The 15,105-nt window shown below is 68.6% G+C and carries 13 protein-coding genes; 12 read left to right on the plus strand and 1 reads right to left on the minus strand.

From position 1 onward, the window contains the following. Window positions 1-109 precede the first annotated feature (109 nt). The 4 genes from FB547_RS09430 to FB547_RS09445 are packed head-to-tail and all read left to right on the plus strand — an operon-like array spanning window position 110 to window position 3,855. Window positions 110-1,183 carry an NAD/NADP octopine/nopaline dehydrogenase family protein gene (locus FB547_RS09430; RefSeq protein WP_145741571.1) on the plus strand — a complete coding sequence of 358 codons (1,074 nt, stop codon included), beginning with the start codon at window positions 110-112 and terminating at the stop codon, window positions 1,181-1,183. Beyond that, complete coding sequence (locus FB547_RS09435; RefSeq protein WP_145741572.1) at window positions 1,173-2,180, plus strand: 3-hydroxybutyryl-CoA dehydrogenase; 1,008 nt, start codon at window positions 1,173-1,175, stop codon at window positions 2,178-2,180. The genes FB547_RS09430 and FB547_RS09435 overlap by 11 nt, the downstream gene beginning before the upstream one ends. Further along, window positions 2,177-2,980: an alpha/beta fold hydrolase gene (locus FB547_RS09440; RefSeq protein WP_145741574.1), complete on the plus strand. Its 804-nt coding sequence runs from the start codon at window positions 2,177-2,179 to the stop codon at window positions 2,978-2,980. The genes FB547_RS09435 and FB547_RS09440 overlap by 4 nt, the downstream gene beginning before the upstream one ends. After that, window positions 2,977-3,855 carry a zinc-binding alcohol dehydrogenase family protein gene (locus tag FB547_RS09445; RefSeq protein ID WP_145741575.1) on the plus strand — a complete coding sequence of 293 codons (879 nt, stop codon included), beginning with the start codon at window positions 2,977-2,979 and terminating at the stop codon, window positions 3,853-3,855. The genes FB547_RS09440 and FB547_RS09445 overlap by 4 nt, the downstream gene beginning before the upstream one ends. Here FB547_RS09445 and FB547_RS09450 read toward each other — a convergent pair. After that, entirely contained in the window at window positions 3,852-4,328 is a 477-nt protein-coding gene (locus tag FB547_RS09450; protein ID WP_025569755.1) for a MarR family winged helix-turn-helix transcriptional regulator, read from the minus strand. The genes FB547_RS09445 and FB547_RS09450 overlap by 4 nt on opposite strands. Window positions 4,329-4,487: 159 nt before the next feature. On the opposite strand from FB547_RS09450, the gene FB547_RS09455 reads away from it, so the two are divergent. The 8 genes from FB547_RS09455 to FB547_RS09490 are packed head-to-tail and all read left to right on the plus strand — an operon-like array spanning window position 4,488 to window position 15,088. After that, entirely contained in the window at window positions 4,488-6,680 is a 2,193-nt protein-coding gene (locus FB547_RS09455) for an indolepyruvate ferredoxin oxidoreductase subunit alpha (RefSeq protein ID WP_145741577.1), read from the plus strand. Between the two features lie 4 nt (window positions 6,681-6,684). Beyond that, complete coding sequence (locus FB547_RS09460; protein WP_145741578.1) at window positions 6,685-8,193, plus strand: indolepyruvate oxidoreductase subunit beta family protein; 1,509 nt, start codon at window positions 6,685-6,687, stop codon at window positions 8,191-8,193. Window positions 8,194-8,213: 20 nt separating this feature from the next. Continuing rightward, window positions 8,214-9,206 carry a PDR/VanB family oxidoreductase gene (locus FB547_RS09465; protein ID WP_145741580.1) on the plus strand — a complete coding sequence of 331 codons (993 nt, stop codon included), beginning with the start codon at window positions 8,214-8,216 and terminating at the stop codon, window positions 9,204-9,206. A gap of 16 nt (window positions 9,207-9,222) precedes the next feature. Then, complete coding sequence (locus FB547_RS09470) at window positions 9,223-10,536, plus strand: aromatic ring-hydroxylating oxygenase subunit alpha (protein WP_145741582.1); 1,314 nt, start codon at window positions 9,223-9,225, stop codon at window positions 10,534-10,536. Beyond that, window positions 10,536-11,024, plus strand: coding sequence for an aromatic-ring-hydroxylating dioxygenase subunit beta (locus tag FB547_RS09475; RefSeq protein ID WP_145741583.1), 489 nt, complete (start codon window positions 10,536-10,538; stop codon window positions 11,022-11,024). The genes FB547_RS09470 and FB547_RS09475 overlap by 1 nt, the downstream gene beginning before the upstream one ends. Before the next feature lie 7 nt (window positions 11,025-11,031). Continuing rightward, window positions 11,032-12,669 (plus strand): AMP-binding protein, encoded by a 1,638-nt coding sequence (locus FB547_RS09480; protein WP_145741585.1) that lies wholly within the window; start codon window positions 11,032-11,034, stop codon window positions 12,667-12,669. After that, window positions 12,666-13,838 carry a thiolase family protein gene (locus tag FB547_RS09485; protein ID WP_145741586.1) on the plus strand — a complete coding sequence of 391 codons (1,173 nt, stop codon included), beginning with the start codon at window positions 12,666-12,668 and terminating at the stop codon, window positions 13,836-13,838. The genes FB547_RS09480 and FB547_RS09485 overlap by 4 nt, the downstream gene beginning before the upstream one ends. Then, entirely contained in the window at window positions 13,835-15,088 is a 1,254-nt protein-coding gene (locus FB547_RS09490; protein WP_145741588.1) for an SDR family NAD(P)-dependent oxidoreductase, read from the plus strand. The genes FB547_RS09485 and FB547_RS09490 overlap by 4 nt, the downstream gene beginning before the upstream one ends. Window positions 15,089-15,105: the final 17 nt, after the last annotated feature.

The following is a 15,105-nucleotide window of genomic DNA, read 5'->3' on the forward strand; positions in this document are numbered from 1 at the left end:
GAAACTTGATTGACACATGAATCGATGAAAAGTAATGTATTGAGGCATTGCTTCCCCGCTCCGCACCGCGGCTGCCGGTTCATCGACGTCTGCCTTTCAAAGTTCGAACATGAAAATTGCGATTCTTGGTGGTGGCCACGGCGCCTATGCGGCCGCTGCGGACCTGTCCGAAGCCGGCCATGAGGTGCGCCTGTGGCGCCGCGATGCGGCCGCGCTCCAGCCGGTGGTGCAGGCCGGCGCCATCACGCTGAAAGACGCCGGCGGCGCGCGCGAGGTGCCGCTGGCGCTGGCCACTGCCGACATCGCCGCGGCGCTCCAGGGCGCCGAGCTGATCGTCATTCCCACGCCCGCCATCGCCCAGCACGACATCGCGCTGGCCATGGCGCCGCACCTGGCCGACGGCCAGGTCGTTTTCCTGCCGCCGGGCACCTTCGGCAGCTATGTGATGGCAAGGACAGTGAAGCAGGCCGGCAGCCGCGCCGACGTGGCCTGGGCCGAGACCGGCACCCTGCCGTACCTCGCGCGCAAGCACGGCGAGCGCGAGGTGAACGTCACGATCCGCGCCATCCGCCTGCCGACCGGCGTCTACCCGGCGCGCAAGGAGGCCGAGGCCATCGAGCTGATCCGCCGCGCCTACCCGGCGGTGCATGGCTGCGGCAATGCGCTCTCGGGCGCGCTCATGAACGCCGGCCCCGTCATCCACCCGCCGCTGATGGTGATGAACGCCGCGCCGCTGCAGCACTTCGAGCGCTGGGACATCCACAACGAAGGCACGCAGCGCGCCGTGCGCGACGTGACCGACCGGCTCGACCAGGAGCGCATGGCCGTGCGCGAAGCCTTCGGGCAGCGCGCGCCGCACTATCCGCTGGCCGACCACTACAACAACGACCAGTGGATGTACGGCGACGCGCACAAGCAGCTCGTCAAGTCGGGCGACTGGCGCGAGAACATCGACCTGCACACGCACCGCTACATCACCGAGGACACCGAGCTCGGCCTCGCCTTCCTGGCCTCGGCCGCGCGCCATGCGGGGGTGGACGCGCCCATCGCGCACGGCCTGCTGGCGATCGTCGGCGGCTTTCTCGGCCGCGACCTGCGCTACGGTCCGCGCACTTTCGAGAGCCTGGGCCTGGCCGACCTGAGCGCGGCGCAGCTCGCGCAGAGGCTGCACGATGGTGAATGAGCGCATGTCGTTGCCCCGCTTCGCGGCGGTTGGCGCGGGCCGCATGGGGCGCGGCATCGCGATCGCCTTCGCCTACGCGGGCCACCGCATCTCGCTGGTCGACCTGCGCCAGCGCAGCGATGCAGCCTGGCAGCGGTTGCAGGACGAAGCGCAGGCCGAGATCGAAGCCAGCCTCGCAGGCCTGGCGCAGCTCGGCGTAATCGACGCGGCACAGGTGCGGTCGATCGCCGCGCGCGTGGACTTCGTCAGCGCCGCCGAAGCGCCGCAGGCACTGGCCGCCGCCGAGCTGGTGTTCGAGGGCGTGCCCGAAACCATGGAGGCCAAGCGCGAGGCCTTCGAGCAGCTCAACCGCCACTGCCGCGACGACGCCATCCTCACCTCCACCACCAGCAGCATCCTCGTGACGCAGCTGGCGGCGCTGGTGCGGCTGCCCGGGCGCTTCCTGAACATGCACTGGCTCAATCCGGCCTATGTGATTCCGGTGGTGGAGCTCAGCTGCCACCCGGGCACCGATGCCGCCGTGCTCGCGCGCACCAAGGCGCTGATGGAAGCCATCGGCAAGCTGCCCGTGGTCTGCGGCGCGTCGCCCGGGTACATCGTGCCGCGCCTGCAGGCGCTGGTGATGAACGAGGCGGCCCGCATGATCGAGGAGGGCGCCGCCACCGCCGAGGAAATCGACAAGGCCACGCGCTACGGCCTCGGCCTGCGCTTTGCCGCGCTCGGTGTGGTCGAGTTCATCGACTTCGGCGGCTGCGACATCCTGCACCACGCGAGCCGCGAGATGTCGGCCTCGATCGACAAGGGCCGCTACACCGCGCCGGCCATCGTTGATCGCATGGTCGAGGAAGGGCGGCTCGGCCTGAAGAGCGGCAGCGGCTTCTACGACTACCAGGGCCGCGACATCGCGGCCTACCGGCGCGACGTGCTGTCGCGCACGCTCGGCGAGTTGAAGCACGCGGGCCTGTGGCGCGCGCCGGCCAGCGAGACGCTGCCGTGACCATCCGCCGCGCCTTTGCCGACCTGTCGGTGGGGCAGGTGCACTACGCGGCATGCGGCGATGCGAGTGCGACGGCCGTGCTGCTGCTGCACCAGTCGCCGCGCAGCTGGGCCGAATACCGCGCGGTGCTTCCGCTGCTCGGCGCGCGGTACCGCGCCATTGCCATGGACACCGCGGGCTTCGGCGATTCGGCGGACGGCGGCGTGCCCGCGGGCATCGCGCAGTGGGCGCGCGTGGCCTGCGAGCTGCTCGATTCACTCGGCATTGCGCGGGCCGACGTGGTGGGGCACCACACGGGCGGCGTCATCGCGGTCGAACTCGCGGCGGCGTTTCCGGACCGCGTGCGCAGCCTCGTGCTGTCGTCCACGCCGTACACCGGCGAAGCCTTTCGCATCGCAAGGGCCGAGAGGCCGCCTATCGACGAGGTCGCCCCAAGCGAAGACGGAAGCCATCTCGCCGCACTCTGGCAAAAGCGCCAGGGCTTTTATCCCGAAGGGCGCCCCGACCTGCTCGAGGCCTTCGTGCGCGATGCATTGAAGGTCGGCCATCGCGTGGAGCAGGGGCACCGCGCCGTCGCGTCCTACCGTATGGAAGAGCGCATCGGCCGCGTGACGCAGCCCGTGCTCATCGTCCGCGCCACCGCCGATCCGTTTGCCGCCCCGCATGCAGAGGAGCTGCTCCACCACCTGCCGCAGGCACGCATCGTCGACATCGAAGGCGGCATGGTCCCCTTGCCGGACCAGATGCCTGAAGCCTTCGCGCAGGCGGTGCTCGACTTTCTTTCGACGCTGCCCTCATGAAAGCCATCCGCATCCACGGCTTCGACGCGGTGCCCGTGCTCGAAGATCTGCCCGACCCGGCGCCGCGGCCCGGCCGCACCATCGTGCGCATGCAGGCCGCCACCGTCGGCCATATCGACCGCACCGTGTGGCGCGGCAGCTTCCTGCGCCATCCGCCGCTGCCCTACACGCCCGGCGTGGAAGCCGCAGGCGTCGTCATCGCCAGCGGGCGTTTTGCCGCCGGGCAGCGCGTGTGGCTGCGCGGCAGCGGCCTGGGCACGCTGTTCGACGGCACCTGGTGCGAGCAGATCGATGCACCCGACGAAGCGCTCGGCCTGCTGCCCGACGCACTGCCGATGACGGTCGGCGCCGCGTTCTTCTCGCCCACCACGTCGGCCTGGGTGGCGCTGCATGAAGTCGCGAAGCTGCAGGGCGGCGAGCAGGTGCTGGTCACGGGGGCGAGCGGTGCGGTGGGCTCGCTCGCCGTGCAGCTGGTGCGCGAGCTTGGCTGCACCGTGAGGGCGGTCGATCCGGACGCCGAAGCCCCGCCGCCCGCGAGTGCGGACCTGTTGATCGACACGGTCGGTGGCAGCGTTCTTTCGGCGGCCTTGCCTGCCGTGCGGCCTGGCGGGCGTGCCGTGCTCATCGGCTACACCGCAGGCCCCACGCTGCAGCTGGACATTGCGCACTTCCTGCAGCGCGACGTGTCGCTGCTGCCGCTCAACATGTTCAGGCGCGAAGCCGCCGGCCGAGCCGCGGCGCCCGAGCTGCTCGCGCGGCTGGCCGACGGCCGCCTGCACCTGGAGGTGCGCAGCTTCGCCCTGGCCGATGCCGCCATGGCGCTCGAATGGATCGCGCAGCGCGGCCATCGCGGCCGCGCAGTGCTGGTGCCCTAGTCTTCCTCCGGCTCCTCGACCGGCACATGCACGTGCAGGTCGATCATCTGCCGCAGGGTCTGCTTCAGTTCTTCGGCGCGTCGCAGGCCGAAGGGTTCGAGCACGCGCCGCTCGTGGTCGCGCGCGAGTTCCATCAGGTGCTCCACCGCCTTCAAGCCCTTGCGCGTGATGCGCACCAGCGTGATGCGGCGATCACTTTCATGGGGCAGCCGCTCGACCTGTCCGCGTGCCTCCATGCGGTCGAGCAGCCGCGTGACGGTCGGCTGCTTGGTCACCGTCACCTGCGCGAGCTGGCCGATGCTGATCGGCTCGCTGCCCGCGAGCGAGGCCATCACGCGCCACTCGGACACGGAGAAGCCCTGCTGCCGCGCCACCTCGTGGAACTCCGAGGAGATCAGCTGGCTGGCCTGCGCCAGCAGTGCCGGCAGGTAGTCGTCGACGAAGCGATGCGTTTCAGGAGAGGGCTCGGCCATGAAGGCACCTCACGGCCAAGCGCCTCAAACCGGCCGCGGGCACGCTGTTTGCATGTCTAGGGTAATTCATGATTGTGGATACATTCATTTGTCAACATTATAGAAAGCACGGTGCGGCAGCTTGCACGCACCGTCCCACGAGAGAGAACAAGGACCGACATGGCTGAGCGTTCGTTCGTCGAAGAAGTCAAGAAGCTGCGGCTTTCTGGCGGAGATGTGTTTCGCGGTGAAGGCATTCTGGCGGTCACCAAGGCCTTGCTCGAATCGGGAGTTTCCTATGTGGCGGGGTACCAGGGGGCACCCATCTCGCACCTGATGGACGTGCTGGCCGATGCGCAGGACATCCTGGCCGAGCAGGGCATCCGCTTCGAGAACAGCGCGAGCGAGGCCACCGCGGCCGCCACGCTGGCCGCTTCCGTCAACTATCCATTGCGCGGCGCCGTCACCTTCAAGGCTACCGTGGGTACCAACGTGGCCTCGGACGCGCTGGCCAACCTGGCCTCGGGCGGCGTGACCGGCGGCGCGCTGATCATCGTGGGCGAGGACTACGGCGAGGGCTCCTCGATCATGCAGGAGCGCAGCCATGCCTTCGCGATGAAGTCGCAGATCTGGCTGCTCGATCCGCGGCCCAACCTGCCGAGCATCGTCGATGCGGTGAAGCAGGGCTTCGACCTTTCGGAAGCGAGCCATACGCCCGTGATGCTGCAGCTGCGCATCCGCGCCTGCCACGTGCACGGCCACTTCATTGCCGGCGACAACAAGCGCGCGAAGTTCACGCTCAAGGACGCGCTCGAGAATCCGCGGCGCGACGTCGGCCGCATCGTGCTGCCGCCCGCGAGCTTCGTGCACGAGCAGGAGAAGGTGCGGGACCGCTGGCCCGCGGCCGTGCGCTTCATCGAGGAGCGCAAGCTCAACGAATTCTTCTCCGAGGACGCCGACGACATCGGCATCATCGTGCAGGGCGGCAGCTACAACACGCTGCTGCGCGCACTCGAGCGGCTCGGCCTGGCCGACGTGTACGGCAACACCCAGGTGCCGCTCTACGTGATGAACGTGGCCTACCCCGTCATCGAGAGCGAGGTGATCCGCTTCTGCGAAGGCAAGCGTGCGGTGCTGGTCGTGGAAGAGGGCCAGCCCAACTTCGTCGAGCAGAACCTCGCGACCATCCTGCGCCAGGCCGGCTCCACCACCGCGCTGCATGGCAAGGACATGCTGCCCGTGGCCGGCGAGTACACCGCATCCGAACTGCTGAAGGGCGCGCGCAGCTTCTGCGAGCGCTACGAACGCCTGGCGCCGCTGCCGGTGCCCGTGCCGGTGCGCAAGGTGATCCCGCTGAAGGAGGTGGCCGCCATCGGCGTCGATGCCGCACCTGAGCCGGCCATGCCGTCCTCCTCGCTTGCCGAGGTCGTGCATGCGCGCCCGCCGGGCTTTTGCACCGGCTGCCCCGAGCGGCCGATCTTCAGCGCGATGAAGCTGGTCGAGCGCGAGCTCGGTGCGCACCACGTGAGCGCCGACATCGGCTGCCATCTGTTCTCGATCCTGCCGCCCTTCAACATCGGCAACACGACCATGGGCTACGGGCTCGGCGGCGCCGGCGCCTCGGCGCTCAATGCGCCGGCAGGCAAGCGCGCGATCTCGATGATGGGCGACGGCGGCTTCTGGCACAACGGCCTGACCAGCGGCGTGGCGAATTCCGTCTTCAACAAGAGCGACAACCTCACCATCGTCGTCGACAACAACTACACCTCGGCCACGGGCGGCCAGGACATCCTCTCGTCGAACGCCGTCAACAGGACGCGCAGCACCGGCCACGAGATCGAGCGCGCCGTGCGCGGCGTGGGCGTCGAGTGGGTGAAGACGATGCGCCGCACCTACGACGTCGCCGGCATGCGCGACGCGCTGAAAGAAGCGCTGACCACGACGAAGAAGGGCCCCAAGGTCCTGATCGCGCAATCGGAATGCATGCTCAACAAGCAGCGCCGCGAGAAGCCGCTGGTGCGCAAGGCCATCGCCGACGGCAAGCGCATGGTGCGCGAGAAGTTCGGCGTCGATTCAGACACCTGCACTGGCGACCACTCGTGCATCCGCCTGTCGGGCTGCCCCTCGCTGTCGATCAAGCCCAACCCCGATCCGCTGCGCACCGATCCGGTGGCCACGGTGCTCGACAGCTGCGTGGGCTGCGGCGTCTGCGGCGAGGTCTCGCATGCCGCGGTGCTGTGCCCCTCGTTCTACAAGGCGCAGATCGTGAGCAACCCGAGCCGCTGGGACCTGCTGCGCGAGCGCCTGCGCGCCACGATCATCGGCTGGCTGCAGCGCGGCGAAGCGCGCCGCCGCGAAACCTATGCCCTCTGACGCGATGACGAACAAGGCGCAACCGATAAAAATCGCGATCCTTGCCATGGGCGGGGAAGGAGGCGGCGTGCTGGCCGACTGGATCGTCGACATGGGCGAGGCCAATGGCTACGTCGCGCAGACCACCTCGGTGCCCGGCGTCGCGCAGCGCACCGGCGCGACCATCTACTACGTCGAGCTGTATCCCAATGCGCAGGCCGAGGCGGATGGCGGCCGTCCCGTGCTCGCGCTGATGCCGCTGCCGGGCGACGTCGACGTGGTGCTGGCCTCGGAGCTCATGGAGGCGGGGCGTGCGGTGCAGCGCGGACTCGTCACGAGCGACCGCACCACGTTGATCGCCTCCACGCACCGCGTGTTCTCGATCGCCGAGAAGAGCGCGCTCGGCGACGGCCGCGTCGACAGCGCGCAGCTGCTCGCGCACACCGCGCGGGCCGCCAAGCGCTTCATCCGCTTCGACATGGCGCAAGCCGCCGAAGCTGCGGGCAGCGTGATCAGCGCCGTGCTGTTCGGCGCGCTGGCCGGCTCGGGCGTGCTGCCGTTCAGCCGCGCGCAGTTCGAGGCCACCATCGAGCGCGGTGGTGTGGGCGTGAAGCCCAGCCTCAAGGCCTTTGGTGCGGCGTTTGCGCGTGCGCAGGGCGGCGACGACGGCGAGGCGCCGCCGGAACCGGTGGCTGCCGTGCCAACGCCGCAGCCGCGCCATCCGGCCGTGCGCGCATTGGTCGAGCGCGTGCAGCGCGAGTTTCCCGGTGCAGCCCACGACTTGCTGCTCGAAGGCGTGCGCCGCCTGATCGACTACCAGGACACGGCCTACGCCAGCCTGTATCTCGACCGCATGGCCGCCGTCGCAGCGCTGCCGGGCCATGGCGAGCATCGGCTGCTGCGCGAAACCGCGCGCCATCTCGCGCTCTGGATGTCGTACGAAGACACGGCCCGTGTGGCCGCGCTCAAGACCCGCGCCACCCGCTTCGAGCGCGTGCGCGGCGAGGCGCGAGTGCAGCCCGGCCAGGTGCTCGCCATCAACGAGTACATGCATCCGCGCCTGCAGGAAATCTGCGAGACACTGCCGGGCGGCCTGGGCCGCTGGCTCATGAATTCCACGCTGCCGAAGAAGATCGTCGAGCGCTTCACGCAGCGCGGCCGCGTGATCCAGACCAGCTCGCTGCGCGGCTACCTGATGCTGCGCACCGTGGCCGCCATGAAGCGCTGGCGCCGCTCGACCATGCGCTATGCGGAGGAGAACCGCCGCATCGAGGAATGGCTGCAGCGCATTGCCGCCACCGCGCAGTGCAACCCCGAACTGGCCGTCGAGCTCGCGCAGTGCCAGCGCCTGGTCAAGGGCTACAGCGACACGCACGAACGCGGCATCCGCAACTACGACACCGTGATGCGCGCGGTCGAGCGCGCCGGTGCGGCGCTGGCCCCGGCCACGCTGCGCGAGCTGCGCGATGCGGCGCTGGCCGACGAACACGGCCACAAGCTGCAGGCTGCGCTGGCGCAGCACGCATTGGCCTGAAGAGACACAACGGACGCACGATGACCGCTCCCACCGCCACGCTCCAGCTTCGCGTTGCCGAAGCGCGCCAGCTCAATCCGCTGATCCGCATGCTGCGGCTGCACGCCGAGGATGGCCGCGCGCTGCCTGGCTTTGCGGCGGGCGCCCACATCCGCGTGCAGGTCTCGTTGCCCGACGGCAAGACCGACTGGCGCCACTATTCGCTGATCAACTTTGCAACGGCGCGCAACGCCACCAACGCGCCGACGGAATACGTGATCGCCGTGCGCAAGGAGGCCGAGGGCCGTGGCGGCTCGCGCTTCATGCACGAGCAGCTGAAAGAGGGCGACACCCTCGCCATCGAGGCGCCGAAGAACGACTTTCCGCTGCACACCGGCCCCGGCGGCTCGGTGCTGGTGGCGGGTGGCATCGGCGTCACGCCGCTCGCCACCATGGCCGCGCGCCGCCGCGCCGAGGGCGCCCCGGTGCGCATGCACTATGCCGGCCGCAGCCGCGAGTTGATGGCCTTTTTGCCTGAACTGCAGGCGCTGCTCGGCGACGACCTGCGCGTGCATGCCGATGCCGAAGCCGGCGCACCGCTGGACATCGACGCGTTGCTCGACGGCGTGCCCGCCGGCGACCGCCTCTACGTCTGCGGTCCCAAGCTCATGCTCGACGCCATGCTGGCCCGCACCCAGGCGCGCGGCTGGGAGCACGACCGCGTGCACTTCGAGCTCTTCACCGAGCCGGTCGCGGAAGAGGGCGACCAGCCCTTCGAGGTGGAACTCGCGCAATCGGGCCAGCGCTTCACCGTGCGGGCCGACCAGAGCATCCTCGACTGCCTGATCGAGCACGGCTGCGACCCGATGTTCGACTGCAAGCGCGGCGAATGCGGCGTGTGCGCCACGCCCGTGCTCGAAGGCGAGATCGACCACCGCGACTACGTGCTGACCGCCCGCGAAAAGGCGGAGGGCACTGTCATGCAGATCTGCATCTCGCGTGCCAAAGGTGCGCGCCTGGTGCTCGATATCTGAAGGAGCCACGAGAACCATGACCTCGTACAGAGACAACCCCGATGCCATCCGCGCGCTGGTGCAGAACGACCGCGTGCATCGCGACCTGTACACCAGCCAGGAACTGTTCGAGCTGGAGCAGGAGCACTTCTTTGCCAACACCTGGAACTACGTCGGCCACGAGAGCCAGCTGCCGAAGCCCGGCGACTGGATCAGCAACGAGATCGCCGGTCGTCCGCTGATCGTCGTTCGCCACGCCGACGGCAGCGTGCGCGCGATGATGAACCGCTGCGCGCACAAGGGGTCGCGGCTGGTGAACGGACCTTGCGGCAACACCGGCAAGTTCTTCCGCTGCCCGTACCACGCCTGGACCTTCAAAACCGACGGTGCGCTGCTCGCCATTCCGCTGAAGACCGGCTACGAGAACACCGAGCTGCACGCGTGCGAATCGGCCAAGGGACTGACCACGCTCAGCCATGTGCGCAGCCACCGCGGCTTCATCTTCGTGAAGATCAATGATGCGGGGCCGGACTTCGACGACTACTTCGGCGATTCGCTGAGCTCCATCGACAACATGGCCGACCGTTCGCCCGAGGGCGAACTCGAGATCGCGGGCGGCTGCCTGCGCTTCATGCACCAGTGCAACTGGAAGATGTTCGTCGAGAACCTCAACGACACCATGCACCCCATGGTGGCGCACGAGTCCTCGGCCGGCACTGCCAAGCGCATGTGGGCCGACAAGCCCGTCGACGAGCCCAAGCCCATGGCGGTCGAGCAGTTCGTGCCCTTCATGTCCGACTACAAGTTCTTCGAGGACATGGGCATCCGCACCTACGACAACGGCCACAGCTTCACGGGCGTGCACTTCAGCATCCACAGCAAGTACAAGGCCATCCCGGCCTATGACGACGCCATGAAGGCGCGCTACGGCGAGGAAAAAACCGCGCAGATCCTCGGCATGGCGCGCCACAACACGGTGTACTACCCGAACCTCACGATCAAGGGCGCGATTCAGGCGATCCGCGTGGTCAAGCCGATCTCGGCCGACAGGACCCTGATCGAGAGCTGGACCTTCCGCCTCAAGGGCGCGCCGCCCGAGCTGCTGCAGCGCACCACCATGTACAACCGGCTCATCAACTCGCCGTTCTCGGTGGTGGGGCATGACGACCTGCAGGCCTACCGCGGCATGCAGGCCGGCCTGCACGCGAGCGGCAACGAGTGGGTGAGCCTGCATCGCAACTATGACCCGTCGGAGCTGAAGGGCGGAGAGATCACCACGGGCGGCACCAACGAGCTGCCGATGCGCAACCAGTACCGCGCATGGGTCCAGCGCATGACGGAGACCATGTGATGGCCGGCATCGAAGTCACCCGCCAGGTCCTGATCGATTTCGTCGTGAACGAAGCGCACCTGCTCGACACGCGCCGCTACGAGGAGTGGAACGCGCTCTTTACCGACGATGCCTTCTACTGGGTGCCGCTGGTTCCCGACCAGGAAGACGGCCTCAACCACACCTCGCATCTCTACGAGGACAAGCTGCTGCGCGACCTGCGCATCGAGCGTCTCAAGAGTCCGCGTGCCTTTTCGCAGCAGCCGCCGAGCCGCTGCCACCATCTGCTGCAGATGCCGGTGGTCGAGCAGTTCGATGCCGAAGCCAACCGCTTCGTGGTGCGCACCGAATTCCACTACACCGAATCGCAGGGCGACGAACTGCAGTTCTACGTCGGCACCTTCTTCCATCACCTCACGGTGCAGGACGGCGCGCTGCGCATGACGCTCAAGCGCGTCAACCTGCTCAACTGCGACGCGGCGCTGCCGGCCGTGCAGCTCTTCATCTAGGGACGCAATGCAAGACGCCACAGTCCGGGCCACCGTCCACCAGGTCTTCGCAGCCACCGCGGCCCGCGCGCCACAGGCCGAGTTCCTGTTCACCGAATCGGTGACCGCAGCCGCCTACGGCATTACGGCAGGCGCCATTCGCTGGGGCGAGGCTGCCGCCGAGGTCGAGCGCCTTCGCGCGGCCTACGCGCAAGCGGGCTACGGCCATGGCCACCGCGTCGGCCTGTTGCTGGAGAACCGGCCCGCATTCCTTTTCCACTGGTTCGCACTCAACGCACTGGGTGCGAGCGTGGTGCCGATCAACGCGGAGATGCGCTCGGCCGAACTGGTCTACCTGATCGGCCACAGCGAAATCGGCCTGGCAGTGACGCTGCCGGAGCGCGCCGGAGACCTGCGCGCGGCGGCTGCACAGGCCGGCGTGGCCTTCGAGACGATGGGCCCCGACGACGAGGTGCCGCGTGCGAGGACCAGCGCGCCGCGCGCCCGCGAGCCCATCGGCGCCGACACCGAATGCGGCCTGCTCTACACCTCGGGCACCACCGGCCGCCCCAAGGGCTGCATCCTGAGCAACGCCTACTTCCTGCGCGCCGGCGAGTGGTATGCGGCGCTCGACGGCGTCTGCAGCATCCGGAGCGATGCCGAGCGCGTCATCACGCCGCTGCCGCTCAACCACATGAACGCGATGGCCTTCTCCACGATGGTGGTGCTGGTCGCGGGCGGCTGCCTGGTGCAGCTCGACCGCTTCCATCCGAAGACCTGGCTCGCGAGCGCACGCGAAAGCGGCGCGACCATTGCGCACTACCTGGGCGTGATGCCCGCGATGCTGCTTTCCGCTCCGGCATCGGCGGCCGACCGCGACCATGCGATCCGCTGGGGCTTCGGTGCCGGCGTCGACCGCAAGAACCACGCGCCCTTCGAAGAACGCTTCGGCTTCCCGTTGGTCGAGGCCTGGGCCATGACCGAGACCGGCGCGGCCGCCTGCATCATGGCCAATCGCGAGCCGCGGCTCGTGGGCACCAGCTGCTTCGGCCGGCAGGAGGACTTTGTCGAGATCCGCCTGGTGGGTGAAGACGGCGATGAAGTCGGCGTCGATGCGCCCGGCGAGTTGCTGGTGCGTTCGGCCGGCAGCGACCCGAAGCGCTATTTCTTCTCGGGCTATCTGAAGGACGACGACGCCACGCGCGAAGCCTGGGCCGGCGGCTGGTTCCACACCGGCGACCTGGTGCGCCGCGATGCCGAAGGCAACTTCTTCTTCGTCGACCGCAAGAAGAACGTGATCCGCCGCAGCGGCGAGAACATCTCGGCCGTCGAAGTGGAGAGCGTGCTCAACCAGCACCCGGCGGTGAAGGCTTCGGCCGTGGCCGCCACGCCCGACGCGGTGCGCGGAGACGAGGTGCTGGCCTGCATCGTGGTGCGCGAAGGCGCCGATGCATCGCAGCGCGAGCAGCTCGCCGCCAGCATCGTCGAGCATGCGCTCGCGCAGCTGGCCTACTACAAGGCGCCGGGCTACGTGGCCTTCGTCGATGCGCTGCCGCTCACGCCGTCGCAGAAGATCCAGCGCGGGCAGCTGCGCGAGATGGCGCAGTCGCTGCCGGGGCAGAGCCATTGCATCGACACGCGCGCGATGAAAAAGAGGCAGGCATGACGAAGCAGCGGCTCTCCTACGAAGGCGTCGCGGTGGCCGTGCCGGTCACGGTGCCTTATGTGCGCTACTCCACGCGCACCGCGCACTGGTTCATCGGGCAGGCCATCGAGGCGCTGGTCGAAGCCAGCGGCGTGGCCAAGGAGCAGATCGATGGCCTCTGCCTCAGCAGCTTCTCGCTTGCGCCCGACACCGCCGTGGGCGTCACGCAGCACCTGGGCCTGTCGCCGCGCTGGCTCGACCATGTGCCGACCGGTGGCGCCTCGGGCGTGATGTGCCTGCGCCGCGCCGCGCGCGCCGTGCAGGCGGGTGATGCCGACATCGTGGCCTGCGTGGGGGCCGACACCAATCATGTCGACTCCTTCCGCCAGACGCTGGGCAGCTTCAGCAACTTCGCGCGCGATGCGAGCTATCCCTACGGTTCGGGCGGGCCCAACTCGATCTTCGCCTTCATCACGGCCAACTACATGCGCACCTACGGCGCGAAGCGCGAGGACTTCGGCCGCATCTGCGTCGACCAGCGGACCAATGCGCTCGGCAACCCGAACGCGATGTTCAAGAAGGGCCTCACGCTCGACGAGTACATGGCCGCGCGGCCGATCTCGGACCCGATCCATCTTTTCGACTGCGTGATGCCCTGCGCGGGTGCCGACGCCTTCCTCGTGATGAGCGAGGAGCGCGCGCGAGACCTCGGTCTTGCGCACGTGGTGATCCGCGGCGCCATCGAACGCCACAACGCCTATGCCGAAGACCCGGTGATGGTGCAGGGCGGCTGGCGCATGGACCGCGACGACCTCTACGCGCAGGCCGGCATCCAGCCCGCGGAACTCGACTTCGTGCAGACCTACGACGACTACCCCGTCATCGTGATGATGCAGTTCGAGGACCTGGGCTTCTGCGAGAAGGGCGAGGGCCCGGCCTTCGTGCAATCGCACACCCTGACCTTCGACGGCAGCTTTCCGAACAACACGAGCGGGGGGCAGCTCTCGGCCGGGCAGGCCGGTGCGGCGGGCGGCTTCCTCGGCATGGTCGAGGCGATCCGGCAGCTCACGGACCAAGCCGGACAACGCGCAGTGCCGAACGCCCGACTGGGCCTCGTCGCCGGCTTCGGCATGGTCACTTACGACCGCTGCCTGTGCACAGGCGCCGTCATTCTCGGGAGATCGGCATGACGATGCCCCTGATGCGCCCCCCGCGCAAGAACCCGGTGCTGCGCACCCGGCAGATGAACCTGCCGCCCGGCGCGCGCGGCCGCGTGGCGCTCGGCCTCACGGCCGCCGCCGCCGAAGGCCGCTTCGAACTGCAGACCTGCGAAGACTGCGGCACGGTGCAGTACCCGCCGCGCGAGGTCTGCCGCAAGTGCCTTTCGGCCGCACTGCGCTGGCGGCAGCAAAGCGGCGAGGGCGAGCTGCTCGGCAGCACCACGCTGCACCACAGCAACGACCTGTTCTTCCGCGAACGGCTGCCCTGGCGGCTGGGCCTGGTGCACCTCGATGCCGGCCCGACGCTCATGGTCCACCTGCACGGCGAGGTCGGTGATGCGCCCGAGCGTGTGCGTGTCGGCGCCCGGCTCGACCGCGCGGGCCAGGCCGTTCTCATTGGTTTTCCGATTGAAGGGAGTCCCCACATGGCCGACGACAAGATGCTGCGTGAAATGACCAGCGACCCGAAGTTCCGCAAGGTGCTGGTGACCGACGGGAAGACCGAGACCGGCCAGGCCATCGTGCGTGCGCTGATCAAGGCCGGCGCAGACATCGTCTGGGTCGGCCATGCCGAGCCGTGGAAGAAGATGGGCGACGGGCTTGACGACATTTCGGCGCTGCCGCAAGTCACGCTGGTGCCGCTGGACCTCACCAACGGCCGGCAGGTGACCGAGCTCGCAGGCTCCATCGGCGGCAAGGTCGACATCGTGATCAACAACGCGGAGGTGCACCGCACTTTCGGCATCGGCGCGCGCCGCGGCACCGACGTGGCCAAGGCCGAGATGGACATCAACTACTTCGGTCTGCTGCGCCTCGCGCAGGAGTTCGGCCCCGCGCTGAAGGGCCGCTCGGCCGACGGCGCGACGGGTGCCACGGCCTGGGTCAACCTGCTGTCGATCTACGCGCTCAGCAACTTCCCGCCGCACGGCACCTTCAGCGCCTCGAAGGCGGCGGCGCACTCGCTCGCGCAGTGCCTGCGCGCCGAGATGCGGCCGGCCGGCATCCGCGTGATCAATGTGTTCCCGGGTCCCATCGACGACGAATGGAACCAGCACACACCGCCGCCCAAGCTGGCTCCATCTGCGCTGGCCAATGCCATCGTGAAGGCGCTGCGCGACGGCGTCGAGGACGTGTATCCCGGCGACGTGGCGCAGGAATGGCTGGAACGCTGGCGAGACAACCCGAAGGTGCTCGAACGCGAACTCGCGGCGGGCGGCTGAGACAGGAGCCAAAACGA

The organism is Variovorax beijingensis (assembly GCF_007828835.1).
GTDB lineage: Bacteria > Pseudomonadota > Gammaproteobacteria > Burkholderiales > Burkholderiaceae_C > Variovorax > Variovorax beijingensis_A.

Excerpts from the sequence above, each read along its gene's own strand:
- FB547_RS09455 (WP_145741577.1), top strand. The coding sequence starts at position 4,488 with ATGGCTGAGCGTTCGTTCGTCGAAGAAGTCAAGAAGCTGCGGCTTTCT.
- FB547_RS09465 (WP_145741580.1), top strand. The coding sequence starts at position 8,214 with ATGACCGCTCCCACCGCCACGCTCCAGCTTCGCGTTGCCGAAGCGCGC.
- FB547_RS09490 (WP_145741588.1), top strand. The coding sequence starts at position 13,835 with ATGACGATGCCCCTGATGCGCCCCCCGCGCAAGAACCCGGTGCTGCGC.
- FB547_RS09485 (WP_145741586.1), top strand. The coding sequence starts at position 12,666 with ATGACGAAGCAGCGGCTCTCCTACGAAGGCGTCGCGGTGGCCGTGCCG.
- FB547_RS09475 (WP_145741583.1), top strand. The coding sequence starts at position 10,536 with ATGGCCGGCATCGAAGTCACCCGCCAGGTCCTGATCGATTTCGTCGTG.
- FB547_RS09445 (WP_145741575.1), top strand. The coding sequence starts at position 2,977 with ATGAAAGCCATCCGCATCCACGGCTTCGACGCGGTGCCCGTGCTCGAA.
- FB547_RS09430 (WP_145741571.1), top strand. The coding sequence starts at position 110 with ATGAAAATTGCGATTCTTGGTGGTGGCCACGGCGCCTATGCGGCCGCT.
- FB547_RS09435 (WP_145741572.1), top strand. The coding sequence starts at position 1,173 with ATGGTGAATGAGCGCATGTCGTTGCCCCGCTTCGCGGCGGTTGGCGCG.
- FB547_RS09450 (WP_025569755.1), bottom strand. The coding sequence starts at position 4,328 with ATGGCCGAGCCCTCTCCTGAAACGCATCGCTTCGTCGACGACTACCTG.
- FB547_RS09470 (WP_145741582.1), top strand. The coding sequence starts at position 9,223 with ATGACCTCGTACAGAGACAACCCCGATGCCATCCGCGCGCTGGTGCAG.
- FB547_RS09460 (WP_145741578.1), top strand. The coding sequence starts at position 6,685 with ATGACGAACAAGGCGCAACCGATAAAAATCGCGATCCTTGCCATGGGC.
- FB547_RS09480 (WP_145741585.1), top strand. The coding sequence starts at position 11,032 with ATGCAAGACGCCACAGTCCGGGCCACCGTCCACCAGGTCTTCGCAGCC.